The sequence below is a fragment of the Parvularcula sp. IMCC14364 genome (assembly GCF_030758415.1).
In the GTDB taxonomy this organism is placed as follows: domain Bacteria; phylum Pseudomonadota; class Alphaproteobacteria; order Caulobacterales; family Parvularculaceae; genus Aquisalinus.
In genome coordinates this window covers 523,625-547,722 of the sequence record NZ_CP132334.1, presented here as the reverse complement: position 1 = coordinate 547,722, position 24,098 = coordinate 523,625, and the positions used below count along the sequence as shown (strand labels likewise).

Annotated in this window: 21 protein-coding genes, 1 tRNA gene and 1 pseudogene; 8 read left to right on the top strand and 15 right to left on the bottom strand. The window is 53.1% G+C overall.

The window, feature by feature from the left end; genetic code table 11:
- Positions 1 to 4 precede the first annotated feature (4 nt).
- Both RAL90_RS02670 and RAL90_RS02665 read right to left on the bottom strand, forming a co-directional pair.
- The gene (locus RAL90_RS02670; RefSeq protein WP_306252987.1) at positions 5 to 1,087 is read right to left on the bottom strand and encodes a Gfo/Idh/MocA family protein; all 1,083 of its coding nucleotides are present in this window, start codon (positions 1,085 to 1,087) and stop codon (positions 5 to 7) included.
- Positions 1,088 to 1,821: 734 nt separating this feature from the next.
- Positions 1,822 to 2,540: pseudogene (locus tag RAL90_RS02665) on the bottom strand (IS5 family transposase); the annotation flags it as partial.
- A 253-nt stretch (positions 2,541 to 2,793) separates the two neighbouring features.
- Here RAL90_RS02665 and RAL90_RS02660 point away from each other — a divergent pair.
- From RAL90_RS02660 to RAL90_RS02650, 3 genes are all read left to right on the top strand, one after another.
- A complete protein-coding gene (locus tag RAL90_RS02660; protein WP_306249540.1) occupies positions 2,794 to 3,627 on the top strand; it encodes an IS5 family transposase in 834 nt (277 codons plus the stop codon).
- 499 nt (positions 3,628 to 4,126) lie between these two features.
- A complete protein-coding gene (locus RAL90_RS02655) occupies positions 4,127 to 4,450 on the top strand; it encodes a hypothetical protein (RefSeq protein ID WP_306252986.1) in 324 nt (107 codons plus the stop codon).
- A 318-nt stretch (positions 4,451 to 4,768) separates the two neighbouring features.
- Positions 4,769 to 5,532, top strand: a protein-coding gene (locus RAL90_RS02650; RefSeq protein ID WP_306250504.1) for an IS5 family transposase whose coding sequence is annotated in 2 segments (ribosomal slippage) — positions 4,769 to 5,102 and positions 5,102 to 5,532 — 765 coding nt in all. Because the reading frame shifts where the segments join, the coding sequence is not laid out codon by codon here.
- Here RAL90_RS02650 and RAL90_RS02645 read toward each other — a convergent pair.
- The gene (locus tag RAL90_RS02645; RefSeq protein WP_306252985.1) at positions 5,526 to 5,855 is read right to left on the bottom strand and encodes a hypothetical protein; all 330 of its coding nucleotides are present in this window, start codon (positions 5,853 to 5,855) and stop codon (positions 5,526 to 5,528) included. The genes RAL90_RS02650 and RAL90_RS02645 overlap by 7 nt on opposite strands.
- A gap of 244 nt (positions 5,856 to 6,099) precedes the next feature.
- Here RAL90_RS02645 and RAL90_RS02640 point away from each other — a divergent pair, with 244 nt between their 5' ends.
- A complete protein-coding gene (locus RAL90_RS02640; RefSeq protein ID WP_372340418.1) occupies positions 6,100 to 6,486 on the top strand; it encodes a recombinase zinc beta ribbon domain-containing protein in 387 nt (128 codons plus the stop codon).
- 471 nt (positions 6,487 to 6,957) lie between these two features.
- Here RAL90_RS02640 and RAL90_RS02635 read toward each other — a convergent pair.
- From RAL90_RS02635 to RAL90_RS02625, 3 genes are all read right to left on the bottom strand, one after another.
- Positions 6,958 to 7,044: transfer RNA gene (locus tag RAL90_RS02635), tRNA-Leu, on the bottom strand.
- 46 nt (positions 7,045 to 7,090) lie between these two features.
- Positions 7,091 to 8,440, bottom strand: a complete 1,350-nt coding sequence (locus tag RAL90_RS02630; RefSeq protein WP_306252983.1) for a hypothetical protein — start codon at positions 8,438 to 8,440, stop codon at positions 7,091 to 7,093.
- The gene (locus RAL90_RS02625) at positions 8,433 to 8,753 is read right to left on the bottom strand and encodes a helix-turn-helix transcriptional regulator (protein ID WP_306252982.1); all 321 of its coding nucleotides are present in this window, start codon (positions 8,751 to 8,753) and stop codon (positions 8,433 to 8,435) included. The genes RAL90_RS02630 and RAL90_RS02625 overlap by 8 nt, the downstream gene beginning before the upstream one ends.
- Before the next feature lie 132 nt (positions 8,754 to 8,885).
- Between RAL90_RS02625 and RAL90_RS02620 the strand changes: the two genes are divergently transcribed.
- A complete protein-coding gene (locus RAL90_RS02620; protein ID WP_306252981.1) occupies positions 8,886 to 10,481 on the top strand; it encodes an alkaline phosphatase in 1,596 nt (531 codons plus the stop codon).
- A 25-nt stretch (positions 10,482 to 10,506) separates the two neighbouring features.
- Here RAL90_RS02620 and RAL90_RS02615 read toward each other — a convergent pair whose 3' ends face one another.
- A complete protein-coding gene (locus RAL90_RS02615; protein WP_306252980.1) occupies positions 10,507 to 11,436 on the bottom strand; it encodes a branched-chain amino acid transaminase in 930 nt (309 codons plus the stop codon).
- Positions 11,437 to 11,581: 145 nt separating this feature from the next.
- On the opposite strand from RAL90_RS02615, the gene mazG reads away from it, so the two are divergent.
- On the top strand, positions 11,582 to 12,388 hold the full coding sequence (mazG, locus tag RAL90_RS02610; protein WP_306252979.1) for a nucleoside triphosphate pyrophosphohydrolase: 807 nt from the start codon (positions 11,582 to 11,584) through the stop codon (positions 12,386 to 12,388).
- Between the two features lie 17 nt (positions 12,389 to 12,405).
- Here the strand turns inward: mazG and hflX are convergent, their stop codons facing one another.
- The 7 genes from hflX to dusB all read right to left on the bottom strand — a co-directional run bounded on the left by hflX (position 12,406) and on the right by dusB (position 21,870).
- Positions 12,406 to 13,761 (bottom strand): GTPase HflX, encoded by a 1,356-nt coding sequence (hflX, locus tag RAL90_RS02605; RefSeq protein WP_306252978.1) that lies wholly within the window; start codon positions 13,759 to 13,761, stop codon positions 12,406 to 12,408.
- Between the two features lie 2 nt (positions 13,762 to 13,763).
- Positions 13,764 to 14,009: an RNA chaperone Hfq gene (gene hfq, locus RAL90_RS02600; RefSeq protein ID WP_306252977.1), complete on the bottom strand. Its 246-nt coding sequence runs from the start codon at positions 14,007 to 14,009 to the stop codon at positions 13,764 to 13,766.
- A gap of 145 nt (positions 14,010 to 14,154) precedes the next feature.
- On the bottom strand, positions 14,155 to 15,567 hold the full coding sequence (locus RAL90_RS02595) for a potassium transporter TrkG (RefSeq protein WP_306252976.1): 1,413 nt from the start codon (positions 15,565 to 15,567) through the stop codon (positions 14,155 to 14,157).
- 4 nt (positions 15,568 to 15,571) lie between these two features.
- Positions 15,572 to 16,945: a Trk system potassium transporter TrkA gene (trkA, locus tag RAL90_RS02590; protein WP_306252975.1), complete on the bottom strand. Its 1,374-nt coding sequence runs from the start codon at positions 16,943 to 16,945 to the stop codon at positions 15,572 to 15,574.
- Positions 16,946 to 16,992: 47 nt separating this feature from the next.
- Entirely contained in the window at positions 16,993 to 18,390 is a 1,398-nt protein-coding gene (locus RAL90_RS02585) for a sigma-54 dependent transcriptional regulator (RefSeq protein WP_306252974.1), read from the bottom strand.
- Positions 18,390 to 20,630, bottom strand: coding sequence for a PAS domain-containing sensor histidine kinase (locus RAL90_RS02580; protein WP_306252973.1), 2,241 nt, complete (start codon positions 20,628 to 20,630; stop codon positions 18,390 to 18,392). The genes RAL90_RS02585 and RAL90_RS02580 overlap by 1 nt, the downstream gene beginning before the upstream one ends.
- A 202-nt stretch (positions 20,631 to 20,832) precedes the next feature.
- Complete coding sequence (gene dusB / locus RAL90_RS02575) at positions 20,833 to 21,870, bottom strand: tRNA dihydrouridine synthase DusB (protein WP_306252972.1); 1,038 nt, start codon at positions 21,868 to 21,870, stop codon at positions 20,833 to 20,835.
- A 41-nt stretch (positions 21,871 to 21,911) separates the two neighbouring features.
- On the opposite strand from dusB, the gene RAL90_RS02570 reads away from it, so the two are divergent.
- Together RAL90_RS02570 and RAL90_RS02565 are read left to right on the top strand one after the other, a co-directional pair.
- The gene (locus RAL90_RS02570; protein WP_306252971.1) at positions 21,912 to 23,141 is read left to right on the top strand and encodes a bifunctional 2-C-methyl-D-erythritol 4-phosphate cytidylyltransferase/2-C-methyl-D-erythritol 2,4-cyclodiphosphate synthase; all 1,230 of its coding nucleotides are present in this window, start codon (positions 21,912 to 21,914) and stop codon (positions 23,139 to 23,141) included.
- Entirely contained in the window at positions 23,138 to 23,677 is a 540-nt protein-coding gene (locus RAL90_RS02565; protein ID WP_306252970.1) for a CinA family protein, read from the top strand. Before RAL90_RS02570 ends, RAL90_RS02565 begins: the two co-directional genes overlap by 4 nt.
- Here the strand turns inward: RAL90_RS02565 and RAL90_RS02560 are convergent.
- The gene (locus tag RAL90_RS02560; RefSeq protein ID WP_372340397.1) at positions 23,637 to 24,095 is read right to left on the bottom strand and encodes a type II toxin-antitoxin system RatA family toxin; all 459 of its coding nucleotides are present in this window, start codon (positions 24,093 to 24,095) and stop codon (positions 23,637 to 23,639) included. The two genes, RAL90_RS02565 and RAL90_RS02560, sit on opposite strands and share 41 nt — an antisense overlap.
- Between the last annotated feature and the right edge of the window lie 3 nt (positions 24,096 to 24,098).

The following is a 24,098-nucleotide window of genomic DNA, read 5'->3' as shown; positions in this document are numbered from 1 at the left end:
CATTTCAGGTTCTGTAGGGTGTATCTTCCAGAGGTAAGCTCACAGCCTGCCCGGTGGCAAGAGAGCGATGCGCCGCAATACCCATTTCGAGAGACCGGATACCATCCTCTACGGTGATCGGGAAAGGCTCCCCGGCAGTGACAGCCTGGTGAAAGGCTTGCAGTTGAAAATAGGTGGCACCGTGATGCTGACCGGCCAGCATCGCCTTTTCCGGGGTATCCACATGCTCGACAAACGGCCCGGATTTGTCTCTGGGTGACCAGGTGACATCCGCGCCGGGGATGCTCACTTCCAGTTTGCCCTGCGCCCCGACAACATGAATCACTTCCTGTTGCTCTGACCCTTCCGCATACATACACAAATCGAGGATGGCGCGCGCGCCGCCGCGAAAATCAACAACGACAAAGGCATTATCGATAATGTCCGGCGTCCTGCCATCATAGGTTTCATCGAGATGATTGACGTCCTGCGCCCCGGAGGCATAAACCCGCACCGGCTCATCACGCAGAATATGCCGCATCAGGTCAAAGAAGTGACAACACTTCTCGACCAGCGTGCCGCCGGTATTCTCATTGAACCGGTTCCAGTTGTCCACCTTGGGCAGGAACGGGAAACGGTGCTCACGGATAGAGAGCATCCGCACAGGCCCAGCTTCCCCTGCATGGGCGCGGTTGATGAACTGCGTCAAAGGCGGCATGTAGCGATATTCCAGGCCGACCGCGAGCCGGCAGGATGCCGTTTCTTCAAGCATCACAAGTGCCTGTGCATCGGCCATGGTGGTGCAGACCGGCTTTTCAATCAGGATCGCCGTCTCAAGGTGGGCCAGATCCCTGACGATCTGAAAATGCGTGTGATTCGGCGTTGCAAGTATGATCGCGTCACAATTCTCCCGGGCCACCATCTCCTGATACTGATCGTAATAAGTGACAGGGTGATGCGCATGGTTCTGCATCATGGCGCGTGCGCCATTCAGGGAGCCCTGATCCGGGTCCGCGATGGCGGCTATCTCCGCGCCGTCAATAAGATTGAGATTTGCCAGATGCTCCTGCCCCATCATGCCGGCACCAATCAGGCCATATTTTATCATTCTGCGTTCACACCCGATAATGATTTTTGCTCTTGGTTAGTTGCGTGAAGCTAGTGCGCCCGGCGGGTTCATGCAATGGATGAGTTGCAGTCGTGAATGGGCGGATAAAGGGAGCGAGTTCCGAGCAAAGGCCGTCAGAGAATGGCTTGGTCGTATCGGGGTTTCGTCATAAGGATATACCGGGTTCATTATAAGGTGGAGATGATTATGCGGATTTCCTTACTACTCACGGTAGTTTTGGCTTCATTACCGGCCTGTGCCCAGAGTATTTATACACACAGGTTTTCTGAAGCAGAGGTATCGGACTTTTTTACTGATGGGAATGTGGCGCAGCTTGCTGACGCAGCTTGCAGTGGCAATCGCTCCCGTGTGCGCGAACGGGTAGGTGCAGGCGCGAACCCAAATGCTGTGGGCCGTGAGAATATGACGCCACTCGGGTGGGCACTCGTGTGTCGAAACCTGTCAGGTGTCAGAGCGCTGCTTGATGCCGGGGCTGATCCAAACCAGATCGTATTTGCTGATAACTATTCATTGAAGGTAGCAATATCATTACGTAATATTTCCTTCCTGGAAACTTTATTGGTACAGGGAGCAGACCCTAATTACAATTACTCAATGGCCTTTGGGGCTGCGCGCGAGGCAATATCTCTGAATAAGGATACGGGCTCATGGACGCATTTTGATTTATTGATGCAATATGGCTTGAATTTGGATCTGCTTAGGGTGTGGACTCAATTGATCCAGCATTTTGCTGCGAAGAGATATATCATGTTGATGAAGTTCCTTCGAGATTTCTCGAACCGTGTAGCCAGCCGTCTCATGTCTTTCATTTTGCAGAAGAACCGCTCGACAATATTACGCATGGCGTAAAGGCTGGTGTCATGCGGGACCGGATTGCGCGCATTGGACTTGGCGGGAATAACCGCCAACGCACCTTCATCGGCGATATCGCGCCTGATCTTCGCACTGCCATAGGCTTTGTCCAGGACCATCGCCAGAGGCGGCATCTCCCAGTCGAGGAAGACATTCATCACCTGGCTGTCATGAACATGGCCGCCAGTGACCTCAATGCGCAATGGCCTGCCATTTTCATCTACGGCCACGTGAACTTTGCTTGTGCGACCGCCCCGTGAGCGTCCAATATCTTCCGCCAGTTCCCCCTTTTTGAGCCACTCGCTGCGCGGTGAGCTTTGACAATCGAGGCGTCTATGAAGATCAGACTGTCCTCACATTCTTCAGCGAGCGCATCGAATATGCCCTTCCAGACGCCGCGCTCGCCCCACCTGTTATACCGATTGTAAGCAGTCGTGTACGGTCCATATCGTTCCGGCAAGTCCCGCCATGGCGCGCCTGTGCGCAAAATGTAAAAGATGCCGTTCAGGATCGTACGATCATCTTTGCGCTTCGGGCCGCGGCTAACCTTTGGCAACAACGGTTCAATCACCGCCCATTCTTCATCCGACAAATCAAACCGCGCCATTTAAGACTCCCTTTCGGAAATCCCTGAATCACGCTTTGCACAAACAAATCAATCAGTTAAATTGGGTACAGACCCTAGTCCAAGCCGTGGAGAAGAGAGATTTAAGTCTCCTATTTTTATTCGCCTAACTGGGAGTAATAAATTTTGTAAGAGCCTGATCCAAAAGTATCTGGGTGATTTCAACGACTTATGATTCTCTTTGTTTGCTTAAGACACGGAGGATCAGATGAGTTGGAATGAAACCACCCGCACATATTATGACCGCAGTTTCCTGCGCTATGCAAGTGATCTGACGGACGACGAATGGGCTTTGATTGAACCTGAAATACCTCTTCCAAATCGGATGGGGCGTCCTCGCAAGTGGCCGATGCGGGAGATCATGAACGCCTTGTTGTATATCGCGTCTACTGGCTGCCAATGGCGCATGTTACCAAGGGATTTCCCGCCTTTTTCGACGGTTCAGAAATATTTTTATTGGTGGCGTGATGACAGATTGCTGGAAAAGATCAATCACCGCCTGCTGTTTGAATGCCGCGAAGCACACGGCAGAAGCCCACACCCCAGCGCAGGTGTGATCGATAGCCAGTCGGTTAAAACCACAGAAAGTGGCGGTATTACTGGCTTTGACGCGGGCAAAAATATAAAAGGCCGCAAGCGGCATATTCTGACGGATACGGAAGGCTTTCTGGTGACAGCACTTGTGCATGCCGCGGATGTACAGGATCGCGACGGCGCACCAGCGGTGTTGATGGAAGCGCGAGACAAATTTCCATGGCTTCGCCATATCTTTGCCGATGGTGGCTATGCGGGAGATAAGCTAAAGCGCAAACTTAAAAAAGTCGGTCCATTCCGGATGGAAATCATCAAGCGATCCGATAAAATGAAAGGCTTTAAAGTCCTGCCCCGGCGATGGGTCGTAGAACGCACATTCGCATGGTTAGGGCGATCACGCCGTCTCGCCAAGGATTGGGAACGATGCTGGACCTCAGCTATCGCATGGCTATTCATGGCTCACATCCGTATCGCAACAAGACGACTGGCAAGAGCATGTTTCATATGAAAGACTTTTGATTCAGACTCTAAGGCGCTGACTTACATACGAAATGAACGTAGAAAAAACGAAGAAATTATATTACGTTCTACCATAATTGCTAGAATTAATCCGGCTTCTCCAGAGTATCAGTGTCAGCAAGAAATGCTTGGTATTTTGATGGAGAGAGTTGGAGAGGAAAATTATAAAGCTTTCGAAGCTGAGCTTTTCGATCGTAACTCGGGCCGTAACTAAGAGTACTCACATGGCCGAAATAATGTGTAGGTCACACGCAGACATCTGAGTTCTCTTATAATGGCTTTGGTTCTTTGCAGCGTGCCCATGTTTATGATGGTCGCGAGCGAACCATCTCCTATGTGACGGATCATTCCGGCCCGATCAGCCTTCCATCGGAGGCAATATCATGGTTACATAAAAAATGGCTGCGCCATCGGGGTTTCGTCAGTTTACCCCCCCAACAGTTGCCGCAATTTAGAAAATTGGTCGTTGATCCTTAAGGAAACTACACGTGATTGAGCACTTGAAAACAATCATCTCAGAGCGCGAAGAGATACTGAAAAGCAATTCAATCGAGATTGACTTCGATGAGGGAGATGGCGCTGATGAATGGTACGAAAAAGCCAATGTGCCCTGGATGAAGTGTGAACTAGCTTTCTTAGACGAGAAAATGGCGAGCATTACCTGGTGGGAAACCGGGTATAGCAGTTTCAATATCGCGACAGTAGAGAATAACGAAGTCAAAACCCCTTATGATGAATTTTCGGATATTACGTCTGTGGAAGAGATGAAAAGTGCCGTGGATGAGTTCATCAAAAAGTTTTTAGAAGCTTGAATTAGTTGACGGCAAGATAAAGCGAAACGGCGATTTGGTGCATTGATGCATCTCCTGCTCTTTTAATTGACCTGCTCCCCATCACGCCCATCTTCAACTATGGCCACCCTATCAGCTACTGAAAATGCTCAGAATATGGCTCAAACTATACGTGCGGAAGTAAATTTCCGATACGATCCCCTAATTATTAAAATCTATTTTTTGGTGACTTTGTTTGAGTAATGTTTCTTTTTCGCATATGAACACCCTAGGCTCAGGACCTATTAATCTTGTGATCTGATACGAACGGTGATTCAAGATTGCAAAGGAGGCTTTGCAATGAGCGATTTGATTTGGTTATCGAAAGAGCAGTTGTCACGGATTGAGCCGTATTTTCCTTTATCCCATGGTGTTCCGCGCGTTGACGACAGGCGTGTATTGTCCGGGATCATCTTCGTGATCCGCAACGGTTTGCGCTGGCGTGATGCGCCGAAGGAATATGGTCCGCACAAGACTTTATACAATCGCTTTATCCGCTGGAGCCGCTTGGGCGTTTTTGATCGCATCTTTTCGAACCTGTCTGCGCAAGGGGACGTTTCCGAAACGCTGATGATTGACGCCACGCATTTGAAAGCCCATCGCACCGCGTCCAGCCTTTTAAAAAAGGGGCTTTTCCCAGGCACATTGGACGCACAAAAGGCGGCTTGAACTCAAAACTTCACGCCGTTGTCGATAACATGGGACGCCCGCTGATCATGTGCCTGACGGCTGGACAGACAAGCGATCATATCGGCGCAAAGCTGATCTATCCGGCACTGCCGGAGGGCGCGAAAACCCTGATCGGCGACAAGGGTTACGATAGCGATGAGTTTCGCAGTGCTCTCACCGCTAAAAACATTCAGCCCTGCATCCCACCGCGAAAAGGACGGCGTCATCCAGCGGAGTTTTGCGAAACTCTCTATAAACAACGCCACAAAGTCGAGATCATGTTCGGAAGACTGAAAGACTGGCGGCGCGTCGCCACCCGCTATGACCGCTGTGCTCACACATACTTCTCAAGCATCTGCATCGCAGCTACGATAATCTTCTGGATCAATCAATGAGTCCTGAGCCTAGGATTATCTTCAATCAGACGCGTTAATTTGTTAAACAATGGGATTTGACTGATATCTTTACAGTATTCACAAAATAAATAATAAAACAAATTATGAGCCTCTAAATCATTATTTGTATTTCGCTCTATTCTACTTGCCCAATTATCAGATGTATCGCCAACCAGCTTGTTCATGACCCAAGCCTCGAAGTCCGCTAGCAATTCAATCTCAGGCACTGTAGATGGAGACACTGCATACGACCAGCCAGAGATAAATATAATCATATCAGATAGAGAAACACCACCAATATACATCCCTGGTCTTTCAGCCATATCCTTCAAAAAATCTATAAATGTAACTTCAGTAAAAGATTCAGTTTTAGCTTACACGTTTAAACCTCAAAAATTAGTTCAAAAATCAGAAATTGACGCCTTTACACCATTGGGGGCATGAAAGTCAGCCAACCATTGATCTAGAGGAACTCCATTCTTGTGAATATTATCAAACACCAAACCATCGACGTAACCCCCCCCCCCCTGCGAAATCCATTTTTTGTAATTAAGAACCAAACCAACCATCTCTGATACATTTTCGCGTCAGCGCGCCTCAGAGCTTTTACGCCGTTCAATCTATGCAGGGTACATCAATTTACCTGATTGGGGCTTTCACATGCATAAGGGTCTCCATGAGCCCATCATCAGCCTCTCACTTTGGCAGAAAGTACAAGATAAGCTGGATGGCAATCGTAATCGCCCGGCCCGGTCCGACCTGCATGAAGATTTTCCACTTCGGAACTTTGTGGCCTGTGACGTCTGTGGAGGTGCTCTAACCGCTGGCTGGTCCAAAGGCCGCTCAAAACATTACGGCTATTATTCCTGTCAGGCGCGGGCCTGTAACCGATATGGCAAGTCCATCCGCAAAGATGATCTGGAAGGAGATTTTGCCGCTTGGTCAAGGACATGACGCCAGCACCTGAGTTACTGGCCGTCACAAAAGCCATGATTGAGAATATCTGGGAAGCCAGACTAAATGACGCAAAACAAGCCAAGGCGGAGATCACCCATAAGCTTAAAGTTTTGGACAAGAAAATAACAAAGGTTGTTGATCGTCTGGTTCAAGCAACAAGTGACACGATCGTTGCTGCCTATGAGCGCGAACTCCAAAAACTTGAGCATGAAAAACGCCTCCTCAAGGAACAACAGGCAGGCGTTCTTGAACCGCAGAAATCTTTCGAAGAAAGCTTCAAATTAGCGATGGCCTTGGCTGCAAACCCTTGGATTCTATGTGAGAAAGGTGGCTTTGGCCATAAGCGCCTGCTCTTACGCCTCGCAATACCTCGTACACTGACTTACCACACAAAAAACGGGTTCTTGAACCCGGAATTATCTTTACCATTCAAGCTGTTAGGAGGAGTCAACATGCAAAAAAAACATATGGTGCGGACGGCCGGACTTGAACCGGCACGAGGTTACCCTCGACAGATTTTAAGTCTGTTGTGTCTACCAATTCCACCACGCCCGCCGTGAAGGAAGAAACCTTCTAAACCGGTCTCTTGCTGTATCGCAAGCTAATTTCCGGGCGCCCTGCCCTCAGCACTGGCATAAACGCAGGCAAAGCCGCCACCGGGCGTGCGCATGTTCGTTGTCTGCCCCTGATAGCGCCGGGCTGCAAGCAACTGGACGTCGCCATCATAGGCATAGGCCCGGATATCCAGCTTCATGGCGACGGGTTGTCCATCCTTTATGATCGTGGTCTGGCCGGGCGGCACAAATTCTTGCGCAATATATTCCGCCGCCAGCATGTCCTGCCAGACACGGCGGGTTATTTTGTCACCGCGATACGCGCCACGACTACCATAGCCTGCCAGGGGTTTGAAGAACCACTGCCTGCGTGTGCGCCAGAGGCGCTCCGCACTTTCCGGGGTCAGCTTCTCACAGAGGGGGATGATGGTGGCCAGTTGATCCTGAGATGCCCGGGGCAATCCCCAGCGCGCAAGAGCGCGCCTGTCTGATAAGCGGGCAAGATTGTCCTTATTCGCCATGAGCCTGTGATGACGCGGCGATGGCGTGACTACAGCGGCATCCCGGATCAGCGCCTGCCGCAGGGCGCTGTTTTCTGGCTCAGCCAGCACGAAATCCGTCAGGCGATTATAGACCATATCCACAATACGGCCCTGATGCCGCAGGTGCCCGTCCTGAAAGTACAGATCCTGCGGCGCGGTAATGGCAGCCTGTATGCCGGCACTCTCGAAGAGTTGCCTGAATAGTACAAATTCAGGGTACAGAAACTGTTTTTCCGGCTGCTCGTCCACAATGACAATATAGCCAAGGGCATCTGCGTTCCCTGTATTCCCTGCGCGCCCGGTTCGGCCAGCATATTGCCACTCGTGCAAGAAGCTCGACAGGATATGCTTCCCTGCATCGCCGTCGCCGCCGAAGCCTGTGATAATGTCTTCCATATAGCGGCAACAGGCCTGCTGCGCGCGCATCATGCTGGACACGAGCAACGCGCCGCCGGCATTGGTGTTCACTTCAATCAACTTCGGTCCCTCCGGCGTCAGATGGAAGTCAAAACCGGTGAGGACGCTGCGCGTGTCAGGCTGACACTGTGCCAGGTCAGGGTGAGCGGCGAAAACTTCCTCCCTGTAGTGATTACTCTTGAAAACCGCATTCAGGGCCGCAACCGACTGCCTGATCTGCTCGATTGTATCTTCTGGCAGAAAGACAGGCTCAGCCGATGCAATCGTGTCATAGATATTTTCCGGGATGGTCGCCTGAGCATACAGCTTTGCCTCTCGCCGGAAAGCCTCAAGGTTGGTATTGACGCAGCCGCATTTCGCATTCTCAAGCTCGAAATCTGTTTCTGCTGACGGCAAGGTAATGCGAGGTGGATGATAATGCGCAGGCAGATCAGTCACAACAACTCTCTTTCAGGCAGGACGTGGGATCGCGCCTGCAACAGTCACTCACGATGAACCGGATGAGATCGTCCATGCCGTTCCAGACAACAGCATAATGAATATGGCGGGTCTCCCGTCGGCTGGTCACAAGCCCGGCCTGTTCAAGGCGGGCCAGATGCCGGGACAGTGTGGAATCATTCACCTGCAGCAACCTGCTTATTTCCCCCGCTTGCAGCCCACTGTTCCCGTGCTCCACAAGAAGGCGGAAAACCGACAGGCGCGTACCCTGCCCCAAGGCGGTAAACATGCTCGCTGCTTCATCCATTTTCATATTTGCACAATAATACAAATATGAGATAAGGCAAGCGTAAAACTGCGGTGTCAGAATCCACCTTTACATCGCAGCCTTTGCGGTTTTGTCACAAATGTTGGATAGCTGGAGGGGACAATGAGGAGAAGCCCCATGAGAATGACTGTCGCAAGTGTTCTTGCTGTTCTGCTGAGCAGTGGCTGTAACGCTGATATGACCATCACGGCAGACGCTGACAAGGAAGCCAGCGCCCGCGCAGAAATACCAGGCGCTGAATCCCGTCTTGCAGGGGATGCATGGTATCAGCTTGGGCAGGACACCCTTGCAGCCAATCTTGCACGAGAGCCGATTGTGACGCCTGCCAGAAATGTCATCCTGTTCATTGCCGATGGCATGGACCCGACAACCGTGACAGCGGCGCGGATTTATGATGGCCAGAGCAAGGGCATGGCGGGCGAGGAAAATATTCTGGCATTTGAAACGCTGCCACATCTGGCACTAGCCAAAACCTACAACACCAATATGCAGACGCCCGACTCTGCCGGGACAGCCACCGCCATGATGACGGGCGTCAAGACAAAAGCCGGGGTCATCAATGTGACCGATGCCGTGCCGCGTGGCGACTGCGCCGCCAGTCTTGCCAACCCGGCCATCGCCGCAGGGGAACTGGCTGAGATGGCCGGCATGGCCCTCGGCGTTATTTCGACGGCACGCCTCACGCATGCCACCCCGGCAACCGTCTATGCCCATGCACCAGATCGTGGCTGGGAAGCGGATTCCGACCTGCCAGAGTCAGCAGCTGCGTGCCCGGATATTGCCCGTCAACTGATTGACTTTCCGTATGGAGACGGCCTTGATGTCGCCATGGGCGGGGGGCGGCGCAATTTCCTGCCTGCCGAGACAACTGACCCCGAATACAGCTTTGCCAAAGGTCGCCGCGATGACGGGCGTGACCTGACCGCAGAATGGAGCGCCAAATCCGGGGACCATGTCTATGTTTGGAACCAGAAGGGTTTTGATGCGCTGGATATTACAGGTGACAGCAAAGTGCTGGGTCTGTTTGAAATGTCGCATATGCAGTATGAAGCGGACCGGGCTGAGGATGTTGCTGGCGAGCCTTCCCTTGCTGAGATGACGGGCGCTGCCATCGATATTCTGTCACAGGATGAAGATGGATTTTTTCTGATGGTGGAAGGCGGGCGCGTTGACCATGCGCACCACGCAGGCAATGCCGCGCGGGCGTTACAAGATGTTCAGGCGTTCGATGCTGCCGTGCAAACGGCCCTGGACAAGGTTGACCTGCAAGAGACACTGATCATCGTGACCGCAGATCATGGCCACACGCTCTCCATTCAGGGTTACCCGCAACGGGGCAACCCGATCCTTGGGCTGGCGACCGCGCCAAATACTGACGGCACCAAAGGGGACAGCCCAAGCCTTGCAAGTGATGGCAAGCCCTATACCACCCTCGTGTATGCCAATGGCCCGGGCTCGCTTTTCTTTGGCGGGGAAGAGGACGAGGAAATCACGCGCCCGGTGGTGACAGAGGAAGACGCGCAAGCGTTGAATTATCGTCAGCAGGCGTTGGTCCCTTCAGGATCAGAAACCCATGGCGGGCAGGACGTATCGATTTATGCACAAGGGCCAAAAGCCTATCTGATCGACGGTGTGGTTGAACAGAATTACGTTTTCCACGTCATTGAACATGCCCTCAACCTGAATGCACGGGCAGAAGCTGGGGCAGAATAATAGCTCTTCACCAGCTGTTGTGTGCTCAGGCCTGATTGACCGGATCGAGCCAACCCCATTTGTCTTCGGTCTGACCCGTGAACAGACCGAAGAAAGTCTTTTGGAGGTGATCCGTAATTGGATAGTTTCCAGAACCAACTTTTATGTCATCGACTGACTGGACTTTAGTTACCTCGGCTGCGGTGCCAGTGAGGAAGACTTCATCGGCGGCATAGAGCATCTCGCGCGGGATCGATTGCTCTACCAACTCATAACCAAGATCTTTTGCCAGCGTGATCACCGCGTCACGGGTGATACCACCCAGAATGGAGGCCGCATGGGGCGGCGTAATGATCCGCCCGCCCTTGACCAGAAAAAGGTTCTCACCGGCCCCTTCCGAAACAGTGCCGTCATGGGCAAGCCCGATCCCTTCCACATATCCGTTCTTCTTGGCCTCAATCGTAATCAGGCGAGAGGAGAGATAATTACCGGCTGCCTTCACCCCTGCCGGGATCGTGCCGGGAGCAGAACGCCGCCAGCTGGAAACGGCAACACGAATGCCTTCTTTCAGGGCATCATCACCAAGATAGGTGCCCCAGGGAAAGGCAACGACGCTCACATCTGTCGGGCCGCTGGTGGCGTATGGTCCCACTTCGCCATAGCCCAGATTGGCATTGATGCGGATATAGGCAGAGCCCAGTTTGTTGGCGGTGATGACTTCGCGGCTCGCCGCCATGACCTCATCCACCGTGAACGGCATCTCAATGTGATAGACCCGTGCGGAATAGAACAGGCGTTCGATATGTTCTTTCAGGCGAAAAATGCTCGGGCCCTTGTGCTCCGTGTCGTAACAGCGGATGCCCTCAAACGCGCATGTACCGTAAAGCAGTGCATGGGTCATCACATGGGTGGTCGCCTCAGCCCACGGAACCAGCTTGCCATTGTGCCAGATGCTTTCGGTTTCCTGAATGGGCATTTCTTTTCTCCGCTGTCAGTTTCATGTTTCTGGCTAGGCAATAAAACTTATTAACCCCATCTTGCAACCGGTTATAGTGTGGGCACGAAGATGTGCCACGCGGCAGGTGCATCACGAGGCTTCAATCTACTTTTGTAAGGTCATCATGGCATTTTCCCCTCCCCGACACCGGCAAGATATATCAGCTCTACTGCAAATCATGGACAATCTGCGCAACCCGGATGGTGGCTGCCCGTGGGATCTGGAGCAGGATTTCAAATCCATTGCCCCCTACACGGTCGAGGAAGCCTACGAAGTTGTCGATGCCATAGAACGGCAGGACATCAGCGATCTACGCGATGAACTGGGGGATCTTCTGTTGCAAGTGGTCTTCCATGCCCAGATGGCAAAAGAGGACGGCAGTTTCGCGTTCGGCGACGTCGTGCAGGCGATATGTGACAAGATGGTGCGGCGCCACCCACATGTTTTTGAGCAATCCGATGAACGGACCAGCGAAGAACAGCTGGTGGCATGGGAAGATATAAAGGCGCAGGAACGCGCTGAAAAGGGCGACCAGAAAGACGGCCTGCTAGATGATGTTCCCCTTGCGCTACCTGCCATGAGCCGGGCAGTGAAGCTGCAGAAACGGGCCGCCAGGGTCGGCTTTGACTGGCAGGATACAAGCGATGTCATCGCCAAAATTGCCGAAGAAGCCAGCGAGCTATCCGAGGCCGTCAGTCAGGGGGATACTGATAGTATTGAAGACGAATTCGGTGATCTTCTTTTCACGATCGCCAATCTTTCCCGGCATCTGAAAGTCGATCCGGAAAAAGCACTGCGCCGGACGAACCAGAAATTCTGCACACGCTTCGGCTATATAGAAGAGCAGATCGCTGAGCAACAAAAGGATTTCGAAGACTATACGCTCGAAGAGCTGGAAGAATTGTGGCAGGCGGCGAAAAAAGCTGGTTGAGACACCTGGTGCTGGGTTCAGGCCGTCTCGCTGAAACTGGCAACGGCGTCCTGTTCCAACTGGATACTGAACAGTTTTTCAAACTGTCCTGCAGACTTCTGCGACAGGCGTACCGTCAATAACTGATGGTTTTTCTCCTGCGCAGTTTCCAGCACTTCTCCGTGGCTGTGCAGCCAGGCAATGGCCGCCCCCTGCTCATGCCCGACAAGTGCTGAAAACACGACGTGATCCATCGTCAGAATACGGTCAATTTCATCATATAACTGATCGATACCCGCCCCTGTCATGGCTGAGACCATGACAACCCAGGGATTCTCTATCGTGCCGTCTGCATCATCATGGCGCGCATGGGCTATCGCCCGTTGCAGGTTCCGTTCTTCGGGGTCGAGCAGGTCCGACTTGTTCCAGACCTCCAGCACTGGCCGGTTATAGTCTTCATCAATGCCAAGTTCCTTCAGGACTGACAGCACATCGACCTTCTGGGCGTCGCTCTCCTTATGGGCAGTATCACGCACATGCAGGATAATGTCCGCTTCCAGTACTTCCTCCAGCGTGGCGCGAAAGGCAGCCACAAGCTGGGTCGGCAGGTTGGAGATAAATCCCACAGTATCGGAGAAGATTACCTCTATGGCGCTGGGCAGGTGCACAACACGCATGGTCGGGTCAAGTGTAGCAAAAAGCTGATCCTGCGCCATAACCGACGCATCCGTTAGCCTGTTGAACAAGGTCGACTTGCCGGCATTGGTGTAGCCAACCAGAGCGGCAACGGGATGCGGCGCGCGCTTTCTCTTGCGCCGTTGCAAGTTGCGCGTACGCCGCACATCTTCAAGTTGCTTGCGCAATTTGACGATCTTGTCAGCGAGGATTCGGCGGTCTGATTCAATTTGTCGCTCACCAGGCCCCCCTAGAAAACCTGAGCCACCGCGCTGTCGCTCAAGGTGTGTCCAGGATCTGACCAGCCGGGAGCGCTGATAGGTGAGATGCGCGAGCTCCACTTGCAATGTGCCCTCTTTGGTTTTGGCTCTGGCCCCAAAGATCTCGAGGATCAGCGCGGTCCTGTCCAGCACCTTGACCTGCCATTCCTTTTCGAGATTGCGATGCTGCACAGGTGTCAGATCGCTGTCGATGATGGCCAACTCAACATCTTCTAACGTGGAGCTGAGCATTTCCCGGATATCATCCACACGCCCCTGCCCCAGAAGCGTTGACGGGCGTGGCGCAGTGATGCGGACAACTTCCTCGTGCACGGCCTTCAACCCGATGGCTTCGGCCAGCCGGGTTGCCTCGGACAGATAATCTTCCGGCTCCCGCAGGGAATAGTCATTTTCCCTGAGTCGTGGATGAAGAATGATGGTTCTGGTTTTTTGCGTCAAAACTACTCTGACTGTTTTTCATCCTCATCATACATCTGGAACGGACCAGCAGGCATGATGGTGGAAATGGCATGTTTATAGACAAGCTGGACGTTGCCGTCACGTTTCAGCAGCACACAGAAATTGTCAAACCACGTGACAATACCCTGTAATTTGACACCATTGACCAGAAAAATTGTGACCGAGGTTTTGTTCTTCCTCAGCTGGTTCAAAAATGTGTCCTGCAAGTTCTGTTTTTTTTCGCTCATCTTCCTCAATCCAGTATCTGGACGCAAAAACCCATGCTGCACCGCATCAATTCACCATTATCCATGCGGTTCCATATGACAAGGGTCTTTCATCACAGAATTTGGGAGAGACGGTCAATCAGCCCTGTGAACCCCGCAGACTGCCTCATCCTTTCCAGAAATATCTGTTCAGCAATACCAGTGCCGCCACGGTTTCAAGTCTGCCGACGATCATCGTACATCCCATGATGATGCGTAATATAGGGTCGAAAATCTGATAGTCAGCACGATCCGACACTAAAGTGAGGAGCGGACCTGCATTTGTCAGCGTCGCCACGGCCGCCGTCATACTGGTTTCAAGCGGGTGGCCAAAAGCCGTTATCAACAGCACCAGAATGGCCAGCAGGATGGCAAAGCACATATAGTGAATCCAGATGGCCAGTTCATTTGCCGCTTTCTGCCTGTCTGGCACGCCGCGTGGATGGATCAGCATCCATACTTCCTGTCCCGTGCGCTCCATGGTGGCCAGCCAGCGCAGGAGCTTCAGCCCACCAGCCGTGGAGATGGACGCCCCCCCTATCACCGCCACAACAAGTACAGCAACAAGCGCCGGCTCACTGCCGATAATAACGCCATTTGTTGAGAGCACGGAAACAGCATTGAAGAATTGCGGCGATAATTGACCAAAATCTTCGCTGCCTGCTGACAGCGCGAAAACACCCATGGCCACCAGCGCACAAAGCAGAAAAGCCTGCGTTTCGCGGTCGCGGGCAAAGCTGAAATTCTTCTGCTGGCGCCCAAAAGTATTGCGAATAGCCAGAAAGTTGATGCCGCTGAGCAGCATCGCAAAAAATATGACGACCTGCGTCGACAGAAAATATGACTGTGCCCCGTCTTCAGTCGGCAGAAAGCCCCCGGAAGCCATTAAAGACATGGCCATCGTGGCCGATTCAACAGGCGGCGCGTAGGACGCAAGCAGAATACCGAAAATGACTGCCGTCAGGGCAAGATAGACCGGCAGAAACCCGCGCAAGGTTGCAAAGAAGCTGTCCACATATGTCTCCCCCTCGCGCCTCGAAAACAGGGCTGTAGCATTTTCAACCCCGACAAAGTCCGGTCTGATGAAAACCGTCGCTATCGCCGCGAGGGAAACGAGCCCGCCAAGCCACTGCAACTGGGCGCGCCAGAGCATCATGGCGCTGGAGCCAGTGGCCTCCTCAACCGAAAGCCAGGCACCGGTTGTTGTCAATGCACTGACGGATTCAAACCAGCTATCGACCAGTTTATAGCCATCCAGCAGGAAAGGTACGCCGGCAAAAAATGGCAACACCAGCCACCAGGTCAGCAGCAGGAGAATGATATTCCGAAAACCACCAAATGTGCCGGGGCCTGTGGCCCCGGTTCTGACCTGAACGGAGATGGCAGCGGCCAGAAATGACATCAGCACCAGCACAAAGCCGAACCGTGCGACCATCTGCGCTTCACCAGTCAGCAGTGCCAACAACACCTGTGACAGGGCAAAAACTGCCAGCGCGGCAAAGGATACGCCGAGAACACGGGAAATACCGGACCATAGCATCTGCTTAAAAATATTCCAGACTGACACGGAACATCTGTTCCACATCCTTGACGTTCTCACGCAACGCAAGCAGCACAACCCGATCACCCGCATTAACGATGGTCTCGGCATTTGGCAGCAATACCTTGCCTGCTCGCACCAGCGCGCCAATCACCACGCCTGATGGCAGGGATACTTTCTTCAACGGCTCCCCGACAAGGGTTGATGTGTCCAGCGCGACAGCATCAATAAGTTCGGCCTGCCCGTCCAGCAGGGAGAAAACGCCCTTAATGCGCCCGCGCCTGACATGCTGCAGGATCGTGGAAATGGTGGTGGCACGCGGATCAACATATCGATCAATACCAACCGCACGTGTGAGCGAAGCATAATCAGGCTCGTTCACCAGCGACATGGCGCGCCTTGCGCCTTCTCTCTTGGCGATCACGGCACTGAGGAGGTTTATCTGGTCATTATTTGTCAGTGTCACAACCGTTTCAGCGTCTGCGACCCCCGCTTCCTTCAGTATCTCACTGTCAAGGCCATCTCCCTGTAGCACGACAGTGCGCTCAAGCTGTTCAGCCGCATAACTGGCCCGCTCCGGATCAGCTTCAATCATACGGATTTTCATCGACCCAAGTGTTTCCAGAGAGCGCGCCACATGCAGACCGATATTGCCACCCCCCACAAGAATGACACGGCGCGCCTTCAACGTGGAGTCCCCCAGAATCTGGAGTGCGCGCTCCACCTTGTGCCGGTCTGCGACAAAATAGATATTGTCCCCTGCCTCCAACTGGTCATCTGCATGGGGACGGAAAAGCGTATCGTTTCTTTGTATCCCGACAATGGTGATTTCCAGCTCCGGGAACAACTCAGCCACATGCTTGAGTGGTGTGTTCAGCACCGGGCAGTCATCTGCCATGCGCACGCCGACGGCCCAGACCAGGCCATCCGCGAATGCCTTGATTTCAAAAGCGCCTGGCGTACTCAGCTTCTGCAGAACCGCTTCGGCCACTTCCTGTTCGGGCGAGATAATTACATCTATAGGAATGTGGGCGCGACTGAAAATATCCGCATATTTTGTGTCGAGATAGCTTTGCGCCCGGATACGGGCGATCTTTGTGGGCACATCGAAGACAGAATGGGCGATCTGGGCGGCAACAATGTTGACTTCATCCGAGTGGGTGACAGCAATCATCATATCCGCTTCGCGCGCACCGGCAGATGCAAGGATATCAGGGTAAGAACCATTGCCGACAATACCGCGCACATCTATGCGCTCGGTCACGCCGCGGACCAGTTCTTTCTTCTGGTCAATCACCGTGACGTCAAATTTCTCCTGGGCCAGTCTCGCCGCGATCCCGTATCCGACGCGGCCAGCACCACAGATAATAACACGCATAAAAGCCTCTGTTCTCTCTTGCTGCTTTCGCCTGACCCGGGACGGGCCTAGTTCGCGAAATCAGTCTCTGGTCTGACATGCGGCGTAATGCCAAGTGCTTTCAATTTACGGTGCAGCGCGGAGCGTTCCATGCAGATGAAATTCGCGGTGCGTGAGATGTTACCACCAAACCGGTTGATTTGGGCAAGCAGGTATTCGCGCTCGAACTTCTCACGCGCTTCCCGCAAAGGCAGCGTGATGATCTGTTCAAGATTGTCGCTGCTCGGCAACGCAGGCCCGGCACTGACAATATCAACCGGTAATTTATCGATTGTTATCTCTGGCTCGGGATCACGGCCCATCAGAATCAATGTGCGCTCGAGCACGTTGCGTAACTGCCGGACATTTCCCGGCCAGTGATAGGCCTGTAACGCAGCCAGCGCCTCTGTGGCGATTGTACGTTTTTGCAAGCCACCCTGTTTCGAAACACTATCAATGAAATAGGCCGCAAGCTCAGGAATATCCTCGCGGTGAGCGGCCAGAGATGGTGCAGCAATCGACACAACATTAAGACGATGATAGAGATCGGAACGGAAGAGTCCCTTTTCCGCCTCCTCCAGCAAGTCTTTTGCAGTTGTTGATACAATCCGCACATCAACTTCCACAGGCTTGCTGCCCCCAACCCGCGTAAAACGCTGATCCACCAGTACACGCAATATCTTGCTCTGGGTTTCAAGCGGCATGTCGCCAATTTCATCGAACAGAAGTGTGCCGCCATGAGCCTCTTCCATCAATCCGATCTTTTGTGGCCGCCCATCTGCGCCCTCTATCCCGAAAAGAGCTTCCTCCATCTTGTCGGGTGCGATGGTCGCCGAACTGGCCACAACAAAAGGCATCTCGGCGCGCTTCGACTGGTTATGAATTGTTCGGGCGATGGTTTCCTTGCCGGACCCGTCCGGCCCGAACACAAGCACCCGCGAGCGCGCATCTGCTACGCGCTGGATCAATGAGCGCAACTGTGTGACCAGAGTGGAGCTGCCCACAAGCCCCAGATCCGTTGAGCGGCTGCGCAGCTCAGTATTCTCCCGCCGCAACTTTGCCGTCTCCAGCGCACGAGACACAGCGAGGAGCAACTTGTCAGCATTAAACGGCTTCTCGATAAAGTCGTAAGCACCTTTCTTTATCGCAGCTACTGCAGTTTCCACATTACCATGACCTGAAATAATCAGCACAGGCAGCATTGGATGCAGCGACTTGAGTTCTGATAATATCTCAAGACCATCCAGCTTGCTGCCCTGTAGCCAGATATCCAGAACAACAAGTGATGGCAGGCGTTCACTGATCGCGGCGAATACATCATCACTGTTTGCAGCGGTACGCGGCGCAAACCCTTCATCCTCAAGTATGCCGGAAATCAGTTCCCGGATATCCATTTCATCATCAACAACTAATACGTCAACTGCCATTAAACTGCCTCTCTGGCGGGGGATTTGGATTGTTTTTCAGAACCGGTTTTCGGCGCGGCGGCTTTCTTGAGTGGAAAGGAAAGGCTGACCGACGCACCCGTATCACCAAGTATGGCGCTGTCTTTCAGCTTTATTGTACCTTCATGTTCCTCAATCACCTTGCGGACGATTGCAAGACCAAGGCCAGTTCCTTTTTCACGCGTCGTCATGTAGGGTTCAGTGAGCTTGTGGCGCACCGTATCTGGCAGGCCGATACCGTTATCGACCACTTCAATAACGGCGTTACCGGACTTTTCAAAAACACTGATCTGAAGTTTGCCGGAAAATTCTTCGGTGCTTCTGGCCTTCTTTTCCTCAATAGATTCCGAGGCGTTCTTGATCAGGTTTGTACAGGCCTGCACCATGAGACGACCGTCACAATATGCGGTGAGGTCTTCATCAGGAAAATGTGTGCTGAATTCAATATCGGGATGGGCGACCTGGAACGGGAAGACGGCGCTTTTCACAACTTCCCGGAGACTTTCACGTGCCATCACCGCCTCAGGCATTCGGGCAAAGGATGAAAATTCATTCACCATACGGCCTATATCGTTCACATGCCTGATAATAGTATCCGTACATCTATCAAAGACTTCCCTGTTGGAAACAATCTCATCGCCATATTTGCGCTTCAACCGCTCCGCAGAAAGCTGGATCGGCGTCAACGGATTCTTGATTTCATGGGCAATCCGCCTTGCAACATCTCCCCATGCGGCATTTCGTTGCGCTGAAACAAGCTCGGAAATATCATCGAAAGTGATGACGTAGTTGATTGTATCATCACTTTTGTCCGCACTCACCCGGACATTCAGAATGCGCTCCTGACCATTTCGGGTCAATTCAAGCTGCGCTCCAGCCTCCTTGCCAGACTCTTCCTTTGCCTGCCTGAACAGGCCATGCAGGTCTTCGGAAATGTCGGAGAGCATCATGCCCGTCATACGCGTAATCTGTACACCAAGGAAATCGGCTGCTGTACGGTTGGCAGCAGTTATCTTGCCCTCCTCGGAGACACCGAGAACACCCGCTGAAACGCCTGATAATACAGCTTCGATGAAACGACGGCGACCATCTGACTGTTTGTTGGAAGAGATCAGGTCATCACGCTGGGTCTGTAATTGCCCGGCCATGTGGTTGAAGGTCCGGCCGAGATCTTGCAGCTCGCCATCACCTTGTGCCACTTCCACGCGCGTTGCCAGATCACCGGCAGAGATCGTCTCAGCGGCAGCCGCCAGCCTGCCTATAGGTGAGACTATGGCCGTGGCAATCAACAAACCCGTCCAGACTGCCAGCAAAAGAATGATCAGTCCCAGCAACCCGTAACCTGTGGTAAAAGCGCTCAGCAGGTTATCGAGCCTGCTTTTGAAAATCTCGTTATTATCGCGGAATTCACGGACAGTCAGCAGGCCGGCACTCATCGCTGGCAGTTCACCTTTATAAGCAATCAGGTAGCCGCCATCATAGTCACGAATTTTCAGCGTGCCGCGAAACACATCCAGACTGCTCCGGTTCTGGGTGTCGTAGTTGAATCTTGAAGCCACATCCGCCGATCCTTCATCAATCGTGTTGAATGTCTCCAGAGCTGGCAGCTGATAAATGACGCCAGGCACGGTCACGACCCGGGCCAGAATTTTTCTGTCGCCATCCAGAAGATAGATAGCGGCCCAGTCACGGATCAATGCCTGCCCGAACAGGTACTGGCGGAAGCCAATCGGATTATCCGCGAGGCCCCGTCCGCTCTGTTCCAGAACATTCAGATCAAAAGCAACACGCACAAGATTGGTGCCCATTTCTTCAGAATTTTTTTCAAAATAGGTATTTGCCAGACCCACAGCTGCCGAGTTGGCTTCTGACAGGCGTTCAACAAAAAATTCGTCAGAAAATGCCTGAAGGATAAAAGCCGAGAAGAAGAACGCGATAACCGTTGGCACAATCGCAATAGCCGAGAGGATGCCCACAAGCCGGAAATGCATGATCGACCCTGCGGTGCCCACACGCCGGTTGCGCCAGACCTGCCACAATCGCCCAAGCACCACAACGCTGAGAATTGCCACAAACAGAACCGCAATCGCGAACAGGATGGCGATATAGGCAGGTGCCCCATCAATGAATGTCAGAAAAAAATAGGATGTCATCCCAAAGACGGCGAGCGCGAGCAGAATGAGCGCTGTCGCGACAACCCAGGGCGCACGCGGGCGGGCCACGGATTTATTCCCGGCAGTAGCGGGGTCTCTGGATAAGGATGCAGTCACTTTTACGCCTGTCACCTGCGCTGTAATCAGGACTTTGAAGATTGCCTCAGTTGTTGCAAATTATCAACAGCTGTGTTGCGTAATAAGCGCAACGAATATGCAGCAAGCCAGTGAGCTGTGACAACCCGGCATAGGGTCCGGATGCGCGTTGGCCTCAAGCAGCCAGAGCTGACAGCTGAGTGCCATCTCCCAAAAAGAGCATATTCAGGCATTCTTCTACCCTGTCTGTATCAACCATCTGACAGATACGCGCCTTCAACTGCTTGCGTATAACCGGGTCCAGCTCCCGATCCAGCCGATCCACATAAGCCGCAAGGTGTTTTCTCGCCATGCGGATGCCAAGCGATCTGCCCATCTCCTGTCCGGCCTGGTGATTATCCTCGTACAAGGCGACGGTCTCCTTGTAGTGGGCAATCGCGATGTCAGCTTTATCTGACAGGGTCAGCCTCTGACGCGGCGCACCGCGCAGATCTGCGGCAATATTGCCCGGCAGCCATGGCTGGCCCTCAGCGGCACGGCCAATCATCACGCCACTTGCACCTGATTGCGCCAATGCTGTGCGTGCATCATCGGAATTGCAAATATCACCATTAACGATGACCGGCACGGCCACCGCCTCAACGGTAGCCCGCACCGCCGCCCAGTCAGCGGTGCCTTTATAAAACTGCTGACGGGTTCGCCCGTGCACGGTAATCATTTTCACCCCGACAGCTTCCGCCCGGCGGGCAATCTCCGGCGCATTGAGCATGGAATGATCCCAGCCAAGGCGCATTTTCAATGTCACAGGGACAGTCACAGCCCTGACTGTCGCTTCAATCAGTTCCAGAGCATGATCGGGATTCCGCATCAAGGCAGAGCCTGACAGAGCACCTGTCACTTTGCGTGCCGGACAGCCCATGTTGATGTCGATGATATCCGCACCGGACGCCTCACAGATGCGCGCACCTTCCGCCATCCATCTGGCTTCTCTGCCTGCCAACTGCACGACAGCCGGTCTGATCTCATTATCCTGGCTTGCGCGCAGCACAACATCGGGCCTGCTGCGGGCAAGTTCCTCACTCGCAACCATCTCAGACACCACCATGCCTGCACCCAACTGCCAGACCGTGCGCCGAAACGGCAGATCCGAGATGCCGGACATGGGGGCCAGCAGGACGTTATTGCGTAAAGTGATGGTATCTATCTGGACCATGATTGAAACTGTGCGTATTTCTCAGCCCCACAGATAACGGGATGGGATGGATTATGGAAGGGGCTGATGATCAGGTCGCCGCAATCATCGTCGCTGGCGGCGTTGGAGCCCGCGCACGCCAGCCGGAATGGGCTGAGCTGCCCAAGCAGTATCAGCTGCTGGCAGGCAAACCTGTCATCCATCATACGCTCAAGGCCTTTCTGGACTGTCCGGAGGTCAATCTGATTATCACCGTTATTGCCGACGGCATGGAAAATGAGTACCGGAAAGCAGTGAACGGGATCACGGACAGTCGCCTGCTGCCCCCTGTAACCGGTGGTGCGACACGTCAGCAATCCGTGCACAATGGACTGGCGGCATTGGCAGCACTGGCGGAATTGAACATCTCGAATGTGCTTGTCCATGACGCCGCGCGGCCCTTTGCCAACGCACAGGTGATCCGCGATGTTCTGGCAAGCCTGCAAGAACATGATGCGGTCATTTCAGCTGTGCCTGAGACCAGCACACTGAAGAAAGTAAATGCTGATAGTGGTCTGATCGAAGACACAGTTAATCGCGAGAGCATCTGGCAGGCCCAAACACCGCAAGGATTCCGCTTTAGCGAAATCCTTGCCCTGCATCAAAAATATGCGGCCCTGGAACTGACTGATGACGCTGCGTTGTTTGAGCAGGACGGACGGCCTGTCGCCGTGAGTAAAGGCCATGTGCAGAATATAAAGATTACACACCCGGAAGATTTTGACCTTGCAGAGAGCTATATGCGTATATCGGACAATTTTGAATTTCGCACGGGCCAGGGATTCGACGTGCACCGGTTTGAAGACGGCGATAGCGTCACTTTATGCGGTGTCTCCATCCCCCATGACCGTAAACTGAAAGGCCATTCTGACGCGGATGTGGCCATGCACGCCCTGACTGACGCCATATTGGGAGCAATCTGCGAAGGGGATATTGGCTTTCACTTCCCCCCTTCCGAGCCGCAATGGAAAGGTGCGCCTTCAAATGTATTCCTTGAGAAGGCCCGCGACCTTGCGTCTGATAAAAACGGCTTGATCACGCATTGTGACATCACCATCATCTGCGAAAAACCGAAGGTCAATCCGCACCGGGAGGCAATGCGTGCAAGGCTTGCGGAGATATTGCGCTGTGATGTGCAGCGTGTCTCCGTCAAGGCAACAACAACCGAGAAGCTGGGCTTTACAGGCCGTGAAGAAGGCATCAGCGCACTGGCAACAGCAACTGTCAGATTACCCGCGGAGACTGACACATGACAAACCTGATCAGTACAGGGCTTGCCACACGGCTGGTCGCGGCAGCTGCTGCACAGGGACTGAAAGTCACCACAGCAGAATCCTGCACTGGCGGCCTGATTGGAGGCACACTGACCTCCGTTGCGGGGGCTTCTTCTGTTTATGATGGCGGCTTTGTCACATATGCCAATGAAGCAAAGCGCGACATGCTTGGCGTTCCGTGGGAGATGCTGATGGACGTCGGCGCTGTCAGCGCACCAGTTGCCGAGGCCATGGCGACAGGTGCACTTAATGCAACTGACGCCCGGTGCCATCTGGCCGTTTCCGTCACCGGCATTGCCGGACCCGGCGGTGGCACAGCCGAAAAACCGGTCGGACTGGTCTATTTTGGTCTTGCAACCAGATTTCCAGACGCCGCCCTCACCGTTAATCATCAGAGGATAGTCTTTCGCGAATCAGGTCGCGAAAATATCCGCCTGCGAACAGTAGAAGAAGCCCTGAAAATGCTGCTGGGTGCTATTGATCAGGTGCAGGGTAAATCGCATGAGCGCGGTTGATAAAGGCATCTGACATTTTCACGAATGCCCGGTCGAATACTTCCTCTGCGATGCGTTGCAGCAACCTGTTACGAAATTCAAAATCGATATAGAAATCTATCGTACTGCCTCCTGCCGGCAGGTCCTGAAACTTCCAGCGATTGTGCAGTTTCTTGATTGGCCCCTGCAGATAGTCCGCAGAGACATGAAGGCTTCTCGGATCAACAAAGACAAGACTGCGAAACTGTTCGAGGAACAGTTTGTAGCGCACAACCATGTCTGCCGTGATTTCACCGACACCCTCAACGCGCTTGTCATCGCGCACACGCAGAGCCTGACACCAGGGAATAAAATCAGGATACCGCTCAATATCAGCAACCAGATCAAACATCTGACGGGCTGTATAAGGCACTTCTCGTGTTTCCTGATGTACCGGCACTGA